An 18843-nucleotide genomic window follows, 5' to 3' on the forward strand; every position below is an offset into this window, starting at 1 on the left:
GGTTGAATGGACTTATGATAAAGCCGTGCTAGAAAAAAGATTGAAGAATGCAAAGGGGGATTTTGTATGGAAACTATAGCCTTGATTGCCCACGATAAGAAAAAGGAAGAGATGCTGGATTTTGTGGAGCATCATAAGGATTTGCTGAGCAAATTTCATTTGGTGGCTACTAGAACTACTGGTACCTTGATTAATGAGAAATTCCATTTGAATGTGGAGACTATGATGTCTGGCCCTCTGGGAGGAGATCAGCAGATTGGTGCTATGGTGGCTACGGAGAAGGTACATTTTGTGGTATTTTTGCGGGATCCCTTGACTTCCCAGCCTCATGAGCCAGATATTAATGCTTTGCTGCGTCTGTGCGATGTGCATAATATACCTTTGGCCACTAATAGAAAGAGTGCCCATATTATGCTGAAGTACATAGCTAGAAAGTTGGAAGATAATCAGCAGTGATTTGTCTAAAAATAACGCTTGCATGGTAGAAGTGTTTATGATATACTAACTCACGGTGTAATTATAAAAACGCACGCTGGCTGATATTTGTACTGTGCCCATTGGGTTTAACAAAGGATGAGGCTGGCGGAGGAAAAGAAAAACAGGAGGTGCACCACTATGGCAGTTGTTTCTATGAAACAGTTATTAGAGGCTGGTGTTCATTTCGGACATCAGACTAGAAGATGGAACCCTAAGATGGCTAAGTACATCTTCACCGAGCGTAATGGTATCTACATTATCGATCTTCAGAAGACCGTAAAGAAGGCTGAGGAGGCTTATAGCTTTGTACGCAGCGTAGCAGAGGAAGGCAAGTCCGTACTCTTCGTTGGTACTAAGAAGCAGGCTCAGGAGGCTATTAAGGACGAGGCTCTGAAGGCTGATATGTATTTTGTAAACGAGCGTTGGCTGGGCGGTATGCTCACTAACTTCCAGACCATTCAGAAGCGTGTAAACCGTCTGAAGGAGCTGGAGGCTATGGAAGCTGAGGGCGTTTTCGAGGTTCTGACCAAGAAGGAAGTTCAGGGCTTGAAGCATGAGATGGAGAAGCTGGAGAAGTATCTCGGCGGTATCAAGGACATGGATAAGCTTCCAGGTGCTTTGTTCATCGTAGATCCTCGCAAGGAGCGCATTGCTGTTGCAGAGGCTCACAAGCTGAACATTCCTATCGTTGCTATTATTGATACCAACTGCGATCCAGATGAGATTGATTACCCAATCCCTGGTAACGACGATGCTATCCGCGCTGTTCGTCTGCTGACCGGCAAGATTGCTGATGCAATCATTGAGGGCCGTCAGGGTGAGGCTGCTGAGGCTGTTGCTGAGGACGCTGAGTAATATACCTGGCTAAATAAGAATTGATGGGGTAAAGGGACATTATTTATCCCTTTGCCCCTTTTTACATTAGAGATTTTGAGGAGGATATACATAATGGCACAGATTACTGCTGCATTGGTTAAGGAGCTGCGCGAGATTACTGGCGCAGGCATGATGGACTGCAAGAAGGCTCTGGTTGAGTGCGAGGGCGACAAGGACAAGGCTATTGATTATCTCCGTGAGAAGGGTATTGCCAAGGCTGCTAAGAAGGCTGGCCGCATTGCTTCCGAGGGTGTTGTAGCTGCTGCTTCCGATGGCAAGACTGCTTGCATCGTTGAGATTAACTCCGAGACTGACTTCGTTGCCAAGAACGAGAACTTCCTGGCACTGGTAAAGAAGATTGCTGAGCACATTGTTGCTTGCAAGCCTGCTGATATGGATGCTCTGAATGCTTCCCAGATGGATGGCAAGACTGTTGCTGAGGTTATGACTGAGGCTGTTGCTTCCATCGGTGAGAAGCTGTCCCTCCGTCGTTTTGAGGTTTATACCACTGAGGATGGCCAGCTGGCTACCTACATCCACATGGGCGGCAAGATCGGCGTTATCGTAGAGCTGTCCGGTGGCGATAAGACTTTGGGCAAGGATGTTGCAATGCAGATTGCAGCTGCTAAGCCTCAGTGCATTGGCCGTGAGGATGTAGATCAGGAAGCTTTGGCTCATGAGCGTGAAGTTCTCCGCAAGCAGGCTCTGGAAGAGGGCAAGCCTGAGAAGATCGTTGAGAAGATGGTTGATGGCCGTATCAACAAGTACTACAAGGAAGTTTGCCTGGTTGAGCAGGAGTTTGTTAAGGATTCCGACAAGACCATTAAGGACATTCTGGCTGGCGTAGAGGTTCGTCGTTTTGCACGCTTCGAGATGGGCGAGGGCCTGGAGAAGAAGAATGAGGACTTTGCAGCAGAAGTTGCAGCTCAGATGAAATAAAAACTGAAAAGTTTTCTAAAAGCAGAGGACACGCTGTTGTTCTCTGCTTTTTAAAAGCGTATAATAAGGTAGGATAGTTATTTCTCATTTTTAGGAGGGATTTGAGTGGGAGCAGCTAAATACAAGCGCATTATCCTGAAGTTAAGCGGTGAGTCTCTGGCAGGTGACCAGGGGTTTGGCATTAATCCAACAGTAGTTGAAGCTATTGCCAAGCAGATTAAGAAGGTTCATGAAGAGGGTGTGGATGTGGCTATCGTTGTAGGCGGTGGCAATATCTGGCGTGGACTTTCCGGCAGTGCCAAGGGTATGGATAGAGCTCAGGCTGATTACATGGGTATGCTTGCTACCTGTATGAATGCTTTGGCTATGCAGGATGGCCTCCAGCAGGTGGGAGTTCCATCCCGTGTACAGACTGCTATTGAAATGCGTCAGGTGGCTGAGCCTTATATTCGGGGCAAGGCAATCCGCCATATGGAAAAGGGCAGAGTAGTTATTTTTGGAGCTGGTACTGGTAATCCTTATTTCTCCACTGATACTACAGCAGCTCTCCGGGCAGCAGAGATTAAGGCTGATGTAATCCTTATGGGTAAAAAGGGTACTGATGGCATCTATGATTCTGATCCAAATAAGAATCCAAATGCCAAGAAGTTTGACCAGCTGAGCTATTCTGAGATTTTGGCCCGTCGTTTGGCCATTATGGATACTACTGCTACCAGCCTTTGCATGGATAACGATATTCCTTTGGTAGTATTCAACATTGAGGATTATGAAAATATTTACCGGGCAGCTATCGGTGAGGTTATCGGTACTACCGTAGGAGGTAATTGATTTTGGTAAAAGAGATTATTGCAAATAATGAGGAACGTCTAGAGAAGTCCATTGCTGCTCTGAGAAGAGAATTCGGTTCTCTGCGGGCAGGTCGTGCTACCCCATCCCTGTTGGATAAGGTTATGGTAGATTATTATGGTACACCAACTCCTGTAAATCAGGTGGCAAAGGTTTCTGTACCTGAGCCTCGCATGATTGTGATTCAGCCTTGGGAAAAGAATTTGATTCATGATATCGAATTGGCAATTATGAAGTCTGATTTGGGATTGTCCCCAAATTCTGATGGTACTGCTATTCGTCTGTCTATTCCACAGCTGACTCAGGAGCGCCGTCAGGAGCTGGTAAAGACTGTAGGCAAGAAGGCTGAGGAGGCTAAGGTTGCTATTCGCAACATTCGTCGTGATGGCAATGAGTCTGTGAAGAAGCTGGAGAAGGCCAAGGAGATTACTGAGGATGAGTGCAAGAAGGCTCAGGAAGATATCCAGAAGATTGTTGATAAATACATCAAGACTGTGGATACTCTGAAAGAGGCTAAGGATAAGGAGATTATGGAGGTTTGATGCCTGATATAATCGGAATGCCTTGGGAATTGGCCAAGGACTTGCTAAATCAGGCCAATATAAGGTATAATTCAGTTATCACTTATCCCACAAAGAGTTTTTTCCCTTTGAAGGATAATGGATATTACGTCATTAAGCAGAAGTATCTGGATGACGGAGAGTTAGTTGTAACATTAGCAGCTCGTCTGCTGAAGGAGGTGTTCAGTAATGGCTTACAAGATTGGTGATGAGTGTATCTCCTGCGGTTCTTGCGCAGGTACTTGCCCTGTTGAGGCTATCAGCGAGGGTGAGTCTCATTATGAGATTAACGAGGAGGCTTGCGTAGAGTGCGGTGCATGCGCAGCAGGCTGCCCTGTAGGTGCTATTGTAGCTCCTTGATGAATTTTTGACCTGGAGTTGTACCAGGACGAAAAGCAAATGCCCCTCTGAAGTTCCTTTGGAGGGGCTTATTTTCTTGATACAGGAGGTTATCATCGTGTGGAAAAAAATATTTTCCGGCATGCAGAAAAATGATGATGCTTCGGACAAATCATATCTGGATGAATTGGTACAGGATCAGCTGCCACAGCATGTGGCTATTATTATGGATGGCAATGGCAGATGGGCTACTGGCCAGGGGCTGATACGTACTGCCGGTCATAAGGCCGGTGTTAAAACACTAAAAAGAATTGTTAAAACCTGTACTGCTTTGGGAATGAATGCCTTGACAGTATATGCTTTTTCTACTGAAAACTGGAAACGTCCCCATGCAGAGGTGGACTTTCTGATGAATCTATTCTCGGAGTATCTGGCTAAGGAAATTGACGAGATGGATCAGGATAATGTGAAAATTGATTTTATCGGCCGTACCTGGGAGCTTTCCAAGGGATTGCAGAAGCAGATTGCAGATGCCAGACATAGAACCAGGGATAATACGGGGGTAAAATTTACGGTTGCCGTAAATTATGGTGGGCAGGATGAACTGCTTAGAATGGTGCAGGAACTGGCCGCCCAGAGTCAGCGGGGCATGATTAAGCCAGAGGAGATTACAGCAGAGATGATAGAGGCTCAGCTGGATACCTATGGTTTGCCTCCGGTGGATTTGGTTATTCGCACCAGCGGGGATATGCGTCTTAGCAATTTCCTGCTGTGGCAGACAGCGTATGCAGAATTTTGGTTTACGGATATAAATTGGCCTGATTTTACGCCAGAGGATTTTGGCAGGGCCTTGTATGAATATTGTCGTAGGGACAGACGTTTCGGGGGCTTGTCCAAAAAGTAAGATAGCTGCTGGCTGTGGAAAGAAGGCAGTCAGAGCTGGAAGGGATGTACTTCATGTTAACAAGAATAATCACCGGTATAATCGGTATTGGGGCAGCCGCCTATGTAATTCAGACTGGTGGCTTGGTTTTTGCTGTTTGTTGTATGGTTCTGGCTGTGGGAGCCTGGGTGGAATATTGCAATGCCTTTGACCGGAAGGGCTATCGTCCAGCCTTGTTGGTGGGAGGCCTTTTGATTGCAGGTATGTGCTATACTGCCTGGTATGGTCTTGATACCAATATGCTGGTGCTGATACTGACAGGAGGCACCCTGCTGTTGTTTTTGATGACAGTGCTGCTTCATGGCTCCTTTAGTGTGCCTTCCGCGGCGGTATCTGTAGCGGGAGTGTCCTATTTGGGACTGTCCTTTGCTCACTTGATAGGACTGCGGGTTATGGATCATGGCTTTTCGGCAGTGACTACTTCTTTGGGAGTGTTGGAGCCAGGCTGTGCTTTGATTTGGACTGCTCTTATTGGTACTTGGGCTAGTGATACATTTGCTTATTTTGCTGGTTCATTTTTGGGCAGTCACAAGCTTTGTCCAGCTATCAGCCCAGGCAAAACCATTGAGGGACTGATTGGCGGTTTGATAGGCACTACTGCTTCAGTGGCAGGTCTGGGTATCCTCTTTAATTTCGATGTGGAGACTATGGCTATTCTGGGCCTGTGCATTTGTATAGTGGCTACCTTGGGGGATTTGGTAGAATCTGTAGCTAAGCGTTATACAGGCATTAAGGATTCCAGTCATTTGATTCCTGGTCATGGCGGTATCTGGGATAGATTTGATAGTGTAATTTATACTGTACCTTTTGTTTACTATTTTGTACAGTTTGTGGATATAGCAGCCAAATAGAGGTAATGTAAAATGAAAAATCTTGTAATATTAGGCTCTACTGGTTCCATTGGTACTCAGACCTTGGATGTGGTAAGGGAGCATCCGGATTTGTTTCATGTGTCTGTGCTGGTAGCCAATCGCAGTGATGAGCTGCTGGAGAAGCAGATAGAGGAATTTCAGCCACAGCTGGCGGTGCTTTCTGATGAGGAAGCTTACAGCAGATTGCGGCAGAGATATAGCGGTAAAACAGAGTTGGTAGGAGGCCGTCAGGCTGTAATAGAGGCGGCAGCTTATCCAGAGGCTCAGGTGGTAGTAACCTCCTTGATGGGATTTGCTGGTTTGGAGCCTACCTTGGCAGCTTTGGAGGCTGGCAAGGATATTGCTTTGGCTAACAAGGAAACCTTGGTGGTGGCTGGCGAGCTGGTTATGTCTAAGGCTAAGGAGCTGGGCCGGGCTATTTTGCCAGTAGACAGTGAGCATTGTGCTTTGTTCCAGTGTTTGCAGGGACAGGATAGAAAGGCTGTAGAAAAGCTGATTCTTACTGCTTCTGGTGGGCCTTTCCGGGGACGCAAGGCAGAGGAACTGACCAATGTGTCCAAGAAGGATGTATTGGCTCATCCAACCTGGAATATGGGACAGAAGATTACGGTAGATTCCGCTTCCTTGGTAAATAAGGGGCTGGAGGTTATTGAAGCCAGATGGCTCTATGATGTAAGCTATGATCAGATTCAGGTAGTGGTTCATCCTCAGAGTATTGTACATTCCATGGTACAGTATCAGGATGGCACGGTTATGGCTCAGCTGGGCTGTACCGATATGAGATTGCCTATTCAATATGCTTTGACTTATCCTGATAGAGTAGCCTCTCATTTTCCTCGGGTTGATTTTTATGAGCTGGGGAAGCTAACCTTTGAGAAGCCGGATATGGAAACCTTCCGTGGCTTGAAGCTGGCCTTTGAGGCAGGCCGTACCGGAGGAACTATGCCATGTATTATGAATGGTGCCAACGAGGTGGCAGTAGAGGCCTTTTTGAAGGGACAGGCAGGCTTCCTGGATATATATCGTTTGATTGAAAAAGCTATGGAGGCTGGCCAGGTAGAGTATAAGCCGGATTTGGAACGGCTGCTGGCTGCTGACAAATGGGCCAGAGATTATACTAGAAAACAGTTGGCTCAAATCTAAGAGGTGATTCCATGATAATTAAGATAATAGGAGCGATGTTTGTATTCGGCCTTTTGGTATCTGTGCATGAGCTGGGGCATTTTATGGTGGCTAAGCTTACGGGGATGCGGGTAGATGAATTTGCCATAGGCTTTGGGCCAAAGGTTTGGAGCAAAAAACATGGTGAAACGCTGTACACTCTGCGAGCAGTTCCATTGGGAGGCTTTAATCGCATCGCTGGTATGGATTATGAGATAATCGAGAATATGGACAGAGAGGGTGGCCGGAGCAAGGAGAAGGTGTTCGTGGTACCTGATGAGGAGGATGCCGGGGAGAGAGCATATTTCCGTCGGCCTATCTGGGCTCGTATGGCGGTGATTCTGGCAGGCTCTATTATGAATTTTATTCTGCCACTGTTCATTTTCTTTGGCCTTTTCCTAACTCAAGGAGTGGCTACTCCTTCTCCAGAGCCAGTAATTGGTGCTGTTATCGAGGACAGGCCAGCAGCTATGGCAGGTTTGCGGGCAGGAGATAGGATAATGACTCTGGACGGACAGCCGGTTAATCAGTGGAGTGAGATTTCTCAGCAGCTGCAGGGAAAGGCAGAGCATCCTTTTAAGGTAACCTACCAGCGGGATGGTAAGGAATTGTCTACCACTCTGATACCAGAGGAGGATGCCGCTACCAATAGAGCTGTTATTGGTATTACTAGCAGTGCTATGTATTATCAGCCTGGGGTTATAGAGGCGGCTAAGCTGGCTGTTACCAAAGAGATATATCTGATAGGAGCAATGGTTGGCGGTCTGGTTCAATTGGTTCAGGGTACAGTTAGTACAGCAGAGCTGTCTGGTCCTGTTGGTGTAGCACAGATGGCCGGTCAGGTGGCTGAGCAGGGTATTTGGCCATTGCTGGGCTTTGCTGCCTTTTTGAGCCTGAATTTGGGCATAGTTAATCTTTTGCCTATTCCTGCTTTGGATGGTGGACATTTTATTATGCTGGTGCTGGAGGCCCTGCGAGGCAAGCCTATGAAGCCGGTAGTTATGTACTATATTCAGGTAACAGGCGTTGTAATTCTTGTTAGCTTGATGCTATTTACCACATTTAATGATCTGACCAAATAGGAAGTGACAGATAAAAATGATAGATCGGAAAAAGACCAGAAGAATATATATTGGCAATGTGGCCATTGGTGATGGAGCACCGATTTCTGTTCAGTCCATGACCAATACCAAAACTACCGATACAGAGGCTACTGTAGCCCAGATTAATGCGTTGCAGGCTGCTGGCTGTGATATTGTCCGCCTGGCTGTGCCAGATATGGAGGCAGCTCAAAATCTTGGCAATATTATAGCCAAAGTAAAGGTGCCATTGGTGGCAGATATTCATTTTGATTATCGTTTGGCCTTGGAGGCTATTAATCAGGGAATTTCCGCCCTGAGATTGAATCCAGGTAATATTGGCAGTGAGGAACGGGTAAGGGCTGTGGTTAAGGAGGCCAAGGCTCATCATATTCCTATTCGCATCGGTGTCAATGCTGGTTCTCTGGATAAGACTCTCCTAGAGAAATACGGCGGTGTTACGGCAGAAGCTTTGGTAGAATCTGCCCTGCAGCATGTTAGAATTTTGGAACAGCAGGGGTTTTATGATATGAAAATATCCTTGAAAGCTCATGATGTACCTTTGACCTTGGAGGCATATCAGCTTATGTCTGAAAAGGTGGATTATCCTTTGCACTTGGGCATTACTGAAGCAGGCACAGCCCGTACAGGCATGATAAAATCTGCTGTAGGCATTGGAGCCTTGCTGGCCCAGGGCATTGGTGATACCTTCCGTATCTCCCTGACAGGAGATCCTGTGGTGGAGGTAAAGGTAGCCAACGAAATCCTGAAATCCTTGGGGATGAGGGAATATGGCCCTACTTTGATTTCCTGTCCCACCTGTGGACGTACCTGTATAGATTTAGCCGGTATTGCTGAGCAGGTTGAGGAAAGATTATCTGATATAAAAGAACCTATTTCTGTAGCCGTTATGGGCTGTGTGGTTAATGGCCCAGGAGAGGCTAGGGGGGCTGATGTAGGCATTGCCGGTGGCAATGGTGTTGGTCTGGTATTCCGCAAGGGAGAAATCATCCGCAAGGTGGATGAAAAAGATCTTGTGGATGAGCTTTTCAAGGAAATAGATGCTATTCTGGTTGAGGAGGAAAAATAAAATTGCGTACAACTAATCTTTATGCACCAACTTTGAGAGAAACTCCTGCTGAGGCAGAGGTAAGAAGCCATCAGCTCATGCTGCGGGCTGGTATGATTCGCAAGGCTGCGGGAGGTCTGTATAGCTATTTGCCTTTGGCTTGGCGCACCATCAAAAAGATAGAGGCGATTATCCGTGAGGAAATGGATGCTGCTGGTGGGCAGGAAATTTCCATGCCAATTCTCCAGCCAGCTGAAATCTGGCAGGAAAGCGGCCGCTGGCCTGTATATGGTGCAGAGATGGTAAGAGTTACTGACCGTCATGGTCGTCAGTTCTGCCTAGGCCCTACCCATGAGGAAATGGTTACTACTCTGGTTCGGGATGAGGTTCGCTCCTACAAGCAGCTTCCTCTGATGCTGTATCAGATTCAGAACAAATACCGGGATGAGATTCGTCCTCGCTTTGGCCTGATGCGGGGCAGAGAATTTATTATGAAGGATCTCTATTCCTTTGATAAGGATGAAGAGGGTATGAATGAGTCCTACAAGAAGATGTATGACGCTTATACCAATATCTACAATCGCATGGGCCTGAATTTCCGTCCTGTTGAGGCTGATAACGGCGCTATTGGCGGCGGTCATTCCCATGAGTTTACTGTTCTGGCTGAGGCTGGTGAGTCCAGCATTGCCTATTGCGATACCTGTGACTATGCAGCCAGTGATGAAAAGGCAGAGCTGAAGGTTATCAAGGCTGCTGAGGAGGAAATCCTGCCTCTGGAGAAAAAGAATACTCCTGATTGCTCCACTATTGAAATGGTGGCTGAATATCTTGGCTTGCCTATGGAGAAGTGCATTAAGGCTGTGGCTTTCCAGACAGATACTGACGAAGTAGTGCTGTGCTTTGTTCGTGGTGACCACGAGGTAAATGACGTAAAGGTTATTAATCTGGTGGAGGGCGCTCTGGAGCTGCGTATGGCTGAGGATGATGCTATTCGTGCCGTTGGTGGCTGTCCTGGCTTTATGAGCCCTATTGACATCAAGGAAGGCACCAAGATTATTGTAGACCATACTGTTATGGAAATGTATAACGCTTGTGCTGGTGCTAACGAAAAGGATTTCCATTACATTAATGTAAATCCAAAGCGGGATTTCAAGGATGTAGTAGTAGCTGATATTCGCATGGTGCAGGAGGGAGATTGCTGCCCACACTGCAATGGTCATATGAAGATGACCAGAGGTATTGAGGCTGGTCAGGTATTTACTCTGGGCACCAAGTATTCTGAGGCACTTCATGCTACCTTCCTGGATGAAAATGGCCGTGAGAAGCCTATGATGATGGGTTGCTATGGCATTGGCGTAGGCCGTACTATGGCTGCTGCTATTGAGCAGAATAATGACGAAAACGGTATTATCTGGCCAAAGGCTATTGCTCCATTTGAGGTAGTAGTAGTACCAGTTAATGGCAAGAATGCTCAGCAGATGGAGCTGGCAGAAAAGGTATACAAAGAGCTGAAGGATGCCGGCGTGGATGCTTTGCTGGATGACCGCAAGGATAGAGCTGGTGTTAAGTTCAAGGATGCAGATTTGATTGGCTATCCTATTCGTATCACTGTTGGTCCAAAGACAGTAGAGGAGGATGTGCTGGAGCTGAAGGTTCGTCGTACTGGTGAGACTGTTACTGTTTCTGTTGGCGAGGCTGCAGGCAAGACTGTAGAGATGTTGACTGATCTTTGATAATTTTCTCTGTGGATAAGTTAAAATCCCATGTGTTGACTCCAGATAAAAAATTGTCTGTCAAGAACTTTTACTTGACAAAGCATTAGGGGATAGATATAATTATCATCAGTGCCGCAAAACTACAATTGTGCCCATAATTATTTTTGTGGTGTAAATATTAATGAGGTTGATACTTTTATGAAAATAAATATCTCCGATTTAGAAGATCGTTTGGGTGAGGCAGTGCCTTTTGAGTTTGTAACCAATGCTCAGGAGCTGGATGCCCAGACAGAGACATATTCCTTTGAGGGTGATATTATCATCAAGGGAGAATATGTAAATACTGGGCGCTGTTACCGGTTTACTGGTAGTATTTCCTGTACCAAATCCTTTGTTTGTGACCGTTGTCTGGAGCCGTCTACGCTACAGCAGGTTCACGAGTTTAATGAGGAGTTTCAGCGGGGCAGTGAGCCAGCAAAAAATGGTGAAAAAACCAGAATAGTGAATTATTTTAGTGGCGATGTGATAGATTTGGCCCCTGTGATGCGGGATGTGCTTCTGTCAGATCAACCATTGAATAATATATGCAACGCTGATTGTCGCGGTTTGTGCCTGAAGTGCGGTGCCAACCTCAATCATGGCGATTGTGGCTGTGACCGTACTGTTATTGACCCCAGACTGGCGGCATTGCAGCAATTATTAAAAAAGCCGTAAGATTCCTAGCCCTGGCTATTGGGATACAAGGCAAATAAATAATTCAATTTTACAGAGAATTTAAGGAGGTGTATCCTGAAATGGCAGTACCTAAGCGTAAGATGTCCAAGGCTCGTCGTGATTCCCGTCGTGCTAATTGGAAGCTGGAAGTTCCTGGTTACGTAGCATGTCCACAGTGCCACGAGCCAAAATTGCCTCATCATGTTTGCACAGAGTGTGGTTACTATGATGGCAAGGAAGTTGTTTCCGCAGCTGAATAATTGAGTAATATGAGCAGATTTCTACTTTCGGGTGGAGATTCTGCTCATTTTACTTTGTTGTGAGAAAGAGTTTTTGTCAATATTGTGATTGATTTGATATATAAATAAAGCCGTAAGCCATAGGTAAAAAAATACTGTACTTAGCAGATGATTTTTATTATAATGGTTTTGAAGGTGATATGTAGTCTGTAGACTATTTTTCAGATTTTGTATTTTAGGGCTTGCCTTTTTTTGCATAATTTTGTATAATTGCAATCAAGTTATATGAGCTGGTACTAATTTTAAAAAATGACATATGGGGGTGAATTGCTTCCCACATGTCGTGTTTTTATGTACAGGTGAAAAAGATGGCAAGATTGAAAAAAAAAGAAAGACATGAAATCCTGGTACGTCAGGTACAGGATAAGCCTTTCCTGACGGATGAGGAGCTGGCAGGGCTGTTCGGAGTCAGCATACAGACCATCCGCCTGGATCGGATGGAGCTGGGGATTCCCGAGGTACGGGAGCGTATCCGGCAGGTAGCCGAAAAAGCCCAGAATAATATAACAGCTCTGGAAAAGACGGAAGTGGTAGGGGATGTTATTGACTTGGAGAGAGGTCATTCCGGCATATCACTGTTGAAGATAACCGAAGATATGGTATTTGCCAGAAACAAGATTGCCAAGGGGCATTATATATTTTCCCAGGCTAATTCTCTGGCTTTGGCCATTATAGATTCCCCACTGGCCGTTACAGGTGTAGCCAATATAAAGTATAAGGTTCCTGTAAAGGTAGGGGAGATGCTGATAGCCAAGGCTGAGGTAATCAAGCAAAGAAGTAACAAATTCTTTGTCTGGGTTAAGACCAGAAATGAAAAGCAGGAGGTTTTTCGTGCTAAGTTCATTATGGTATCGCTGGCAGAGGTGAATTAGGAGGCTTTTTTGTGAGGATTGCAGTTGATGCAATGGGAGGCGATTACGCGCCTGGGCAGATTGTGCTAGGTGCGATAGAGGCCGTCCATAAATATGAAGAATGTGAAATAGTTTTGGTTGGCGATCAGGATAAGATTCAGGCTGAGCTGGACAAAAACGGTATCAAGGATGAGCCTAGATTGATTATACAGCATGCCAGTCAGGCTATAGAGATGGGTGAGCATCCTGTGGAGGCCATCCGTCATAAAAAGGATGCCAGCTTGGTAGTAGCTACCAAATTGGTTAAGACTGGTGACTGTGATGGCGTTGTGTCAGCAGGCAGCACCGGAGCTGCTACTGTAGCAGCCAAGATGTTTCTAAAGATGATTAAGGGCATTGATCGACCATCTATTGCTACCCCTTTGCCCTCCACCCATGGTGTAGCCCTGCTTTTGGATTCAGGTGCTATTGTGGATTCCAAACCCAGGGATCTGACTGAAATGGCCATGATGGGTTCCATCTTTAGCAAATATGTTTATGGCTTGGAGAATCCTACTGTTGGTTTGTTGAATATCGGCGAGGAGGAAACCAAGGGCAATAAAAAGGTTCAGGCCACCTATCCTATGCTGAAGCAGGCCAAGGATGTGAATTTTATCGGCAATATTGAGGGCCGTGATATTCCTACTGGCAAGGCAGATGTTGTAATTTGTGATGGATTTGTTGGCAATATTGTGCTAAAATTTGCAGAAGGGTTGGCTGTAACTTTGTTCCAGCTAATCAAGGATGCAATTAAACAAGGAGGCATTTTTGCCAAGCTGGGTGCAGTGCTGGTTATGCCGGCATTGAAGAAGTTAGGCAAGCGACTAGATGTTTCCGAATATGGCGGTGCACCACTTTTGGGTGTTAACGGCTGTTGTATTATATGTCATGGTTCTTCCAACGCTAAGGCTATATGCAGTGCTATCGGCGTTGCTATAGAGTGCGTAAGGAATGATGTTACGGGACATATCCGTGACAGTATCGCAGAGGAGGAGTTGCTAGCGAATGACAGCGAAACTTTGTAATGCAGGTATTCTGGGAACTGGATTTTATGTTCCTGAGAAAATAATGACCAATGCAGATCTGGAGAAGATTGTAGAAACCAGTGATGAATGGATTGTAGAAAGAACCGGTATCAAGGAGCGTCGTATAGCTGAGGATAATCAGCCTATGTCTGATCTGGCTCTAAGAGCAGCTAAGGCTGCTTTGGCTGATGCCGGTGTAGCTGCTGAGGATTTGGATTTAATCATTGTGGCTACCTTGACTTCTGATAGAATTATTCCGTCTACTGCGTGTATGATTCAGAATCTTTTAGGAGCCAAGCATGCGGCGGCCTTTGATTTGTCTGCAGCCTGCTCCGGATTTGCCTATGCTGCCAGTGTGGCAGCCCAGTTTATTGAGACTGGTGCCTACAAGAAGGCACTGGTAATTGGTGCAGAGACTCTTTCCAAGTACATTAACTGGGAAGATCGTAATACCTGCGTATTATTTGGTGATGGTGCTGGTGCAGCTGTACTGGGACAGGTTGAGGAAGGCTATGGCATTCTTAGCTTTGATCTGGGCAGTGATGGTTCCGGCGGAGATGCCATCCAGATTCCTTCCAGCGGCAGTTTGATGCCTGTTAGCAAGGAGTCCATTGATCAGAAACTAAATCTGATTCACATGAATGGCCGGGATGTATTCAAATTTGCTGTTAAGGCAATGGGCAAGACCGTCAAAAATTCTTTGGCAAAGATTGATATGCCACAGGAGAAGATTGACTGGCTGGTGCCTCATCAGGCTAATATCCGCATTATTGAATCTGCAGCCAAGCGTTTGTCCATGCCTATGGACAAGGTAATTGTGAATATTCACAAGTATGGTAATATGTCAGCGGCATGTATTCCTATTGCGCTGGCAGAGGCAGCTGCAGCTAAGCGGTTTAAAAAGGGAGACATCATAGCACTGTCTGGTTTTGGTGCAGGCTTGACATGGGCCTCCTGCATTATCAGATGGTCTAAGGAGGATTAAGATGTTTGAACAAAATCCAATATGTAAATTATTAAATATTAAATATCCTATATTCCAGGGCGGTATGGCCTGGATTGGTACTGCTGAGCTGGCCTCCGCTGTATCCAATGCTGGCGGCCTTGGTATTATTGGTGCCGGCCATATGCCTCCTGATCTGCTTCGGGCAGAGATTCAGAAGGCTAAGAAATGGACTGACAAGCCATTTGGCGTAAACATCATGCTGATGTCTCCTTTTGTCAAAGAGGTTATGGAGGTAGTAATTGATGAGCGTGTAGCCGTAGTTACTACTGGTGCAGGCAATCCTGCTGAGTATCTGCCAGCTTTGAAGGAAGTAGGTACCAAGGTTATTCCTGTAGTAGCTTCTGTTGCCTTGGCTAAGCGTTTGGTGCGTTCTGGCGTAGATGCTGTTATTGCTGAGGGTACTGAGTCTGGCGGCCATGTAGGTGAGATTACTACTATGGCTTTGATTCCACAGGTTGTAGATGCTGTAGATGTACCTGTTATTGGTGCCGGCGGTATTGGTGATTCCCGTGGTATTATGGCAGCCTTTGCTTTGGGTGCTTCTGCTGTACAGATGGGCTCCCGCTTCGTAGTATCTGAGGAGTGTATTGCTCATCCAAACTACAAGAATTTGGTTTTGAAGGCCAAGGATCGTTCTACTGTTGTTACCGGTCGTTCCACTGGCCATCCTGTGCGCGTTTTGGCTAACAAGATGACTCGTGAGTATGCAGAAATGGAAAGCCACAATGCTTCCGTAGAAGAGCTGGAGAAATTTGGCGCTGGCCGTTTGAATCTGGCTACCCATAAGGGTGATGTGGAGAATGGTTCTGTTATGATTGGTCAGATTAGTGGTATGTTCCATGAGATTAAGCCAGTTGCTACCATTATTGAGGAGCTGGTTGGCGGCATTCCAGCCGTAGGTGAAAGAGTTCACAATACATTAAAGTAATTTTTCTATAGATTACCAATTATCATAAGGGAGTGCTTTTAGGGATTATAGCTCCCGGCCTATCTTTGAGGGTGGGTTGATGTAATAAGAAAGAGGTAAAAATGAGTAAATTAGCTTTTGTATTCCCAGGACAGGGTGCACAGAAGGTTGGCATGGGCAAGGATTTCTATGACAACTATGATGTGGCAAAGAAGATGTTCAAGGAGGCCGATGAGGCTCTTGGCTATTCCATCATGAAGATGTGCTTTGAGGGACCTGAGGAGGACCTGAAGCTGACTGCTAATACTCAGCCAGCTATTTTGACCATTAGCTGCATTGCCAATGAGATTTTGAAAGAAAATGGCATTCAGCCAGAGATTACTGGTGGTCATAGCCTGGGTGAATATTCTGCTCTGGTGGCAGCTGGCGTTTTGAATTTCCAGGATGCAGTTGCTCTGGTACACAAGAGAGGTTCTTACATGCAGGAGGCTGTACCTGTAGGAGAGGGCGGCATGGCTGCTATTATCGGTGTGGATCGTGATAAGATTGTAGAGGTTTGTCAGCAGGTTTCTGCTGAGAGCCCTGTTCAGGCCGTAAACTTCAATTGCCCTGGCCAGATCGTTATTGCTGGTGCCACCAAGGGTGTAGAGCTGGCTGTAGAGGAGCTGAAGGCAGCAGGTGCTAAAAAAGCTGTTATCCTGCCAGTAAGTGCTCCATTCCATAGTACTCTTATGAAGCCTGCTGCTGAGAAGCTGGCTGTAGAGCTGGATAAGGTAACTATTTCCGATGCTAAGATTCCTGTAGTAGCCAATGTAAGTGCTGAGATTCTTACCAAGGCTGAGGATATCAAGGCTAGCTTGGTAGCTCAGGCTGCCAGCCCTGTACTGTGGGAGGACTGTGTAGCCCGCATGAAGGAATTTGGTGCTGATGTACTGTTAGAAGCAGGTCCTGGCAAGACTCTTTGCGGTTTTAACCGTCGCATTGATAAGACGATTACCAGTCTTAATGTGGAAGATGTAGCTTCTTTAGAAAAATCTCTTGACTATTTCAAGGAGGTTCGCTAATATGCTTTTAGAGGGTAAAGTTGCGCTGGTAACAGGAGCCTCTCGCGGTATAGGACGAGCCATTGCTTTGCGCCTAGCTCAGGAGGGTGCTGCTGTCGCTATTAATTATGCAGGTAATACTGCTGCTGCCGAAGAGGTTAAATCTATGATTGAGGCTCAGGGGGGCAAAGCGATTATTGTTCAGGCTGATGTATCTGATGGCCAGGCTGTAGATGCTATGATTAAAACCGTAGTAGATGAATTAGGCGGCTTAGATATTTTGGTGAACAATGCAGGCATTACCAGAGATAATCTGCTGATGCGGATGAAGGAAGAGGATTGGGATGCTGTTCTCAATACTAACCTGAAGAGCGCATATTATTGCACCAAGGCTGTAACTAAGCTGATGATGAAGAAGCGTTATGGCCGCATTGTAAATATGACTTCTGTAGTTGGTCTTACTGGCAATATCAGCCAGGCCAATTACGCAGCTGCCAAGGCAGGACTGATTGGATTCTCCAAGTCCATGGCCAAGGAGCTGTCCAGCCGTGGTATTACTGTGAATATGGTAGCACCAGGCTTTATCGAAACCGACATGACTGCTGTTCTTTCCGATAAGGTAAAAGAGGCTATGGTGGCAGGTATTCCTATGGGACGTCCTGGTAAGCCAGAGGATGTAGCCAATGCAGTATTGTTCCTGGTTTCTGATTGTGCATCTTATGTTACTGGCCAGGTCATCAACGTTGATGGCGGCATGGTTATGTAATAAAAGATATATAGAGATCTGTTAAGAGGAGGTGAAACACACATGTCTACTTTTGAGAAAGTAAGAGATATCGTAGTTGATCAGTTGGGCGTTGAGCCAGACGAGGTTGCTATCGAGTCTACCTTTATTGATGACCTGGGTGCTGATTCCCTGGATATCGTAGAGCTCATTATGGCCTTCGAGGAGGAGTTCGGTATCGAGATTCCTGATGAGGCTGCAGAGAAGATTAAGACCGTTCAGGACGTTGTTTCCTACATTGACCAGAACAAATAATTAGTGTCTTACCTTTGGGAAAGTCCCGTGATGTATTTCGCGGGATTTTCTGACAAAGGCAAGTGGCCTAAGAATGGAGGAATAAGTTTGAAGCTTCCTGAACTAAAAATTGGTACTAAGATTGCAAGGGTTCCGATTATGCAGGGTGGTATGGCTATTCGTTTATCCACTGGTGCTTTGGCTGCCGCTGTGGCTAATCAGGGTGGAATAGGCTTGATTGCTGCCTCTGGCATGACACCACAGGAACTCCGTTATGAAATCAGGATGGCTCGGTCACTGTCCAAGGGTGTTATTGGTATCAACATCATGTTTGCGGCAAAGAAGTTTGCTGAAATGGTTAATACAGCCATTGATGAGGGTATCGACCTAGTAGTGGCAGGTGCAGGCTTTTCAAGGGATATTTTTGCCTTGGGCAAGGCTTCCGGTACGCCGGTGGTTCCAATTGTATCATCAGTAAAATTAGCGAAAATTTCTCAGCGTCTTGGCGCGGCTGCCATTGTGGTAGAGGGCAAGGAGGCAGGAGGACATCTAGGCACTGACCAGTCTATCAAGGAGATTATTCCTGATATTGTGGCAGCTGTGGATATTCCTGTTATTGCCGCCGGTGGTATTTTGCGTGGCCAGGATATTGCTGATTTAATAAACATGGGTGTAAGCGGTGTCCAGATGGGCTCTCGTTTTGCCGCTAGTGTAGAGGCTAATAGCGCCCCTGCCTTAAAGAATTTTTATCTCAAGGCTAAGCCAGAGGATGTAGTGGTTATCCACAGCCCTGTAGGCTTGCCTGGACGTGCAGTTCGTAATCCGTGGGCCGAGCGCATCATGGAAGGTCCTGTACCGCCAACTAAGTGTGACAACTGTCTCAAGGCCTGCAAGCATAATTTCTGTATTATTCGTGCTCTGAGCCGTGCTCAGCAGGGCGATGTAGAAACAGGTCTTGTATTTACCGGCGAGTATCTGCCTACAATCGATAAGATTTTGACTGTGGAGGAAATCTTCCAGCAGCTTCAGGCAGAGCTGGCAGCTATTTAATTTGAATCAATTGAG

23 protein-coding genes are annotated in these 18843 nt (G+C 46.1%); all 23 read left to right on the top strand.

The window, feature by feature from the left end; translation table 11 throughout:
- Positions 1 to 66: 66 nt before the first annotated feature.
- The 23 genes from I6E26_RS06125 (at position 67) to I6E26_RS06235 (ending at position 18828) form a co-directional block, all read left to right on the top strand.
- Positions 67 to 456: a methylglyoxal synthase gene (locus I6E26_RS06125; protein ID WP_235320969.1), complete on the top strand. Its 390-nt coding sequence runs from the start codon at positions 67 to 69 to the stop codon at positions 454 to 456.
- A gap of 159 nt (positions 457 to 615) precedes the next feature.
- On the top strand, positions 616 to 1332 hold the full coding sequence (rpsB, locus tag I6E26_RS06130; RefSeq protein WP_235320970.1) for a 30S ribosomal protein S2: 717 nt from the start codon (positions 616 to 618) through the stop codon (positions 1330 to 1332).
- A gap of 93 nt (positions 1333 to 1425) precedes the next feature.
- Positions 1426 to 2292, top strand: coding sequence for a translation elongation factor Ts (gene tsf / locus I6E26_RS06135; protein ID WP_235320971.1), 867 nt, complete (start codon positions 1426 to 1428; stop codon positions 2290 to 2292).
- Positions 2293 to 2397: 105 nt separating this feature from the next.
- Positions 2398 to 3120: a UMP kinase gene (gene pyrH / locus I6E26_RS06140; protein ID WP_235320972.1), complete on the top strand. Its 723-nt coding sequence runs from the start codon at positions 2398 to 2400 to the stop codon at positions 3118 to 3120.
- On the top strand, positions 3120 to 3680 hold the full coding sequence (frr, locus tag I6E26_RS06145; RefSeq protein ID WP_442862513.1) for a ribosome recycling factor: 561 nt from the start codon (positions 3120 to 3122) through the stop codon (positions 3678 to 3680). Before pyrH ends, frr begins: the two co-directional genes overlap by 1 nt.
- A complete protein-coding gene (locus I6E26_RS06150) occupies positions 3680 to 3907 on the top strand; it encodes a PASTA domain-containing protein (RefSeq protein ID WP_235320974.1) in 228 nt (75 codons plus the stop codon). Before frr ends, I6E26_RS06150 begins: the two co-directional genes overlap by 1 nt.
- The gene (locus tag I6E26_RS06155) at positions 3888 to 4058 is read left to right on the top strand and encodes a DUF362 domain-containing protein (protein WP_235320975.1); all 171 of its coding nucleotides are present in this window, start codon (positions 3888 to 3890) and stop codon (positions 4056 to 4058) included. Before I6E26_RS06150 ends, I6E26_RS06155 begins: the two co-directional genes overlap by 20 nt.
- Positions 4059 to 4155: 97 nt before the next feature.
- Positions 4156 to 4941, top strand: a complete 786-nt coding sequence (locus I6E26_RS06160; protein ID WP_235320976.1) for an isoprenyl transferase — start codon at positions 4156 to 4158, stop codon at positions 4939 to 4941.
- Between the two features lie 53 nt (positions 4942 to 4994).
- Positions 4995 to 5831 carry a phosphatidate cytidylyltransferase gene (locus tag I6E26_RS06165; protein ID WP_235320977.1) on the top strand — a complete coding sequence of 279 codons (837 nt, stop codon included), beginning with the start codon at positions 4995 to 4997 and terminating at the stop codon, positions 5829 to 5831.
- Positions 5832 to 5843: 12 nt separating this feature from the next.
- Positions 5844 to 6995: a 1-deoxy-D-xylulose-5-phosphate reductoisomerase gene (locus I6E26_RS06170; RefSeq protein ID WP_235320978.1), complete on the top strand. Its 1152-nt coding sequence runs from the start codon at positions 5844 to 5846 to the stop codon at positions 6993 to 6995.
- A gap of 11 nt (positions 6996 to 7006) precedes the next feature.
- Positions 7007 to 8095, top strand: a complete 1089-nt coding sequence (gene rseP / locus I6E26_RS06175; protein WP_235320979.1) for an RIP metalloprotease RseP — start codon at positions 7007 to 7009, stop codon at positions 8093 to 8095.
- Between the two features lie 16 nt (positions 8096 to 8111).
- Complete coding sequence (gene ispG / locus I6E26_RS06180; protein ID WP_235320980.1) at positions 8112 to 9182, top strand: flavodoxin-dependent (E)-4-hydroxy-3-methylbut-2-enyl-diphosphate synthase; 1071 nt, start codon at positions 8112 to 8114, stop codon at positions 9180 to 9182.
- Positions 9183 to 9184: 2 nt separating this feature from the next.
- Positions 9185 to 10894 carry a proline--tRNA ligase gene (locus I6E26_RS06185; RefSeq protein ID WP_235320981.1) on the top strand — a complete coding sequence of 570 codons (1710 nt, stop codon included), beginning with the start codon at positions 9185 to 9187 and terminating at the stop codon, positions 10892 to 10894.
- A gap of 180 nt (positions 10895 to 11074) precedes the next feature.
- Positions 11075 to 11590 (top strand): YceD family protein, encoded by a 516-nt coding sequence (locus tag I6E26_RS06190; protein ID WP_235320982.1) that lies wholly within the window; start codon positions 11075 to 11077, stop codon positions 11588 to 11590.
- A gap of 80 nt (positions 11591 to 11670) precedes the next feature.
- The gene (gene rpmF / locus I6E26_RS06195) at positions 11671 to 11850 is read left to right on the top strand and encodes a 50S ribosomal protein L32 (protein ID WP_235320983.1); all 180 of its coding nucleotides are present in this window, start codon (positions 11671 to 11673) and stop codon (positions 11848 to 11850) included.
- A gap of 347 nt (positions 11851 to 12197) precedes the next feature.
- Positions 12198 to 12761: a transcription factor FapR gene (gene fapR / locus I6E26_RS06200; protein WP_235320984.1), complete on the top strand. Its 564-nt coding sequence runs from the start codon at positions 12198 to 12200 to the stop codon at positions 12759 to 12761.
- A gap of 11 nt (positions 12762 to 12772) precedes the next feature.
- Positions 12773 to 13804 (top strand): phosphate acyltransferase PlsX, encoded by a 1032-nt coding sequence (plsX, locus tag I6E26_RS06205; protein ID WP_235320985.1) that lies wholly within the window; start codon positions 12773 to 12775, stop codon positions 13802 to 13804.
- On the top strand, positions 13785 to 14789 hold the full coding sequence (locus I6E26_RS06210; RefSeq protein WP_235320986.1) for a beta-ketoacyl-ACP synthase III: 1005 nt from the start codon (positions 13785 to 13787) through the stop codon (positions 14787 to 14789). Before plsX ends, I6E26_RS06210 begins: the two co-directional genes overlap by 20 nt.
- A 1-nt stretch (position 14790) precedes the next feature.
- Positions 14791 to 15738, top strand: coding sequence for an enoyl-[acyl-carrier-protein] reductase FabK (gene fabK / locus I6E26_RS06215; RefSeq protein ID WP_235320987.1), 948 nt, complete (start codon positions 14791 to 14793; stop codon positions 15736 to 15738).
- Positions 15739 to 15839: 101 nt separating this feature from the next.
- Positions 15840 to 16781 (top strand): ACP S-malonyltransferase, encoded by a 942-nt coding sequence (gene fabD / locus I6E26_RS06220; RefSeq protein WP_235320988.1) that lies wholly within the window; start codon positions 15840 to 15842, stop codon positions 16779 to 16781.
- Between the two features lies 1 nt (position 16782).
- Positions 16783 to 17526, top strand: a complete 744-nt coding sequence (fabG, locus tag I6E26_RS06225; protein ID WP_235320989.1) for a 3-oxoacyl-[acyl-carrier-protein] reductase — start codon at positions 16783 to 16785, stop codon at positions 17524 to 17526.
- Positions 17527 to 17568: 42 nt separating this feature from the next.
- Positions 17569 to 17799: an acyl carrier protein gene (locus I6E26_RS06230; protein ID WP_235320990.1), complete on the top strand. Its 231-nt coding sequence runs from the start codon at positions 17569 to 17571 to the stop codon at positions 17797 to 17799.
- 87 nt (positions 17800 to 17886) lie between these two features.
- On the top strand, positions 17887 to 18828 hold the full coding sequence (locus I6E26_RS06235) for an NAD(P)H-dependent flavin oxidoreductase (RefSeq protein ID WP_235320991.1): 942 nt from the start codon (positions 17887 to 17889) through the stop codon (positions 18826 to 18828).
- Positions 18829 to 18843: the final 15 nt, after the last annotated feature.

The sequence above is a fragment of the Anaerovibrio lipolyticus genome, from assembly GCF_021531495.1.
Classification (GTDB): Bacteria; Bacillota; Negativicutes; order Selenomonadales; family Selenomonadaceae; genus Anaerovibrio.

Bases quoted from the DNA above. Each gene is read 5' to 3' on its own strand.
- fabK (WP_235320987.1), top strand. From the start codon at position 14,791: ATGTTTGAACAAAATCCAATATGTAAATTATTAAATATTAAATATCCT.
- I6E26_RS06150 (WP_235320974.1), top strand. From the start codon at position 3,680: ATGCCTGATATAATCGGAATGCCTTGGGAATTGGCCAAGGACTTGCTA.
- I6E26_RS06210 (WP_235320986.1), top strand. From the start codon at position 13,785: ATGACAGCGAAACTTTGTAATGCAGGTATTCTGGGAACTGGATTTTAT.
- tsf (WP_235320971.1), top strand. From the start codon at position 1,426: ATGGCACAGATTACTGCTGCATTGGTTAAGGAGCTGCGCGAGATTACT.
- fabD (WP_235320988.1), top strand. From the start codon at position 15,840: ATGAGTAAATTAGCTTTTGTATTCCCAGGACAGGGTGCACAGAAGGTT.
- rpmF (WP_235320983.1), top strand. From the start codon at position 11,671: ATGGCAGTACCTAAGCGTAAGATGTCCAAGGCTCGTCGTGATTCCCGT.
- I6E26_RS06230 (WP_235320990.1), top strand. From the start codon at position 17,569: ATGTCTACTTTTGAGAAAGTAAGAGATATCGTAGTTGATCAGTTGGGC.
- fabG (WP_235320989.1), top strand. From the start codon at position 16,783: ATGCTTTTAGAGGGTAAAGTTGCGCTGGTAACAGGAGCCTCTCGCGGT.
- I6E26_RS06165 (WP_235320977.1), top strand. From the start codon at position 4,995: ATGTTAACAAGAATAATCACCGGTATAATCGGTATTGGGGCAGCCGCC.
- rseP (WP_235320979.1), top strand. From the start codon at position 7,007: ATGATAATTAAGATAATAGGAGCGATGTTTGTATTCGGCCTTTTGGTA.
- ispG (WP_235320980.1), top strand. From the start codon at position 8,112: ATGATAGATCGGAAAAAGACCAGAAGAATATATATTGGCAATGTGGCC.
- I6E26_RS06155 (WP_235320975.1), top strand. From the start codon at position 3,888: ATGGCTTACAAGATTGGTGATGAGTGTATCTCCTGCGGTTCTTGCGCA.
- fapR (WP_235320984.1), top strand. From the start codon at position 12,198: ATGGCAAGATTGAAAAAAAAAGAAAGACATGAAATCCTGGTACGTCAG.
- I6E26_RS06190 (WP_235320982.1), top strand. From the start codon at position 11,075: ATGAAAATAAATATCTCCGATTTAGAAGATCGTTTGGGTGAGGCAGTG.
- I6E26_RS06125 (WP_235320969.1), top strand. From the start codon at position 67: ATGGAAACTATAGCCTTGATTGCCCACGATAAGAAAAAGGAAGAGATG.
- I6E26_RS06170 (WP_235320978.1), top strand. From the start codon at position 5,844: ATGAAAAATCTTGTAATATTAGGCTCTACTGGTTCCATTGGTACTCAG.
- rpsB (WP_235320970.1), top strand. From the start codon at position 616: ATGGCAGTTGTTTCTATGAAACAGTTATTAGAGGCTGGTGTTCATTTC.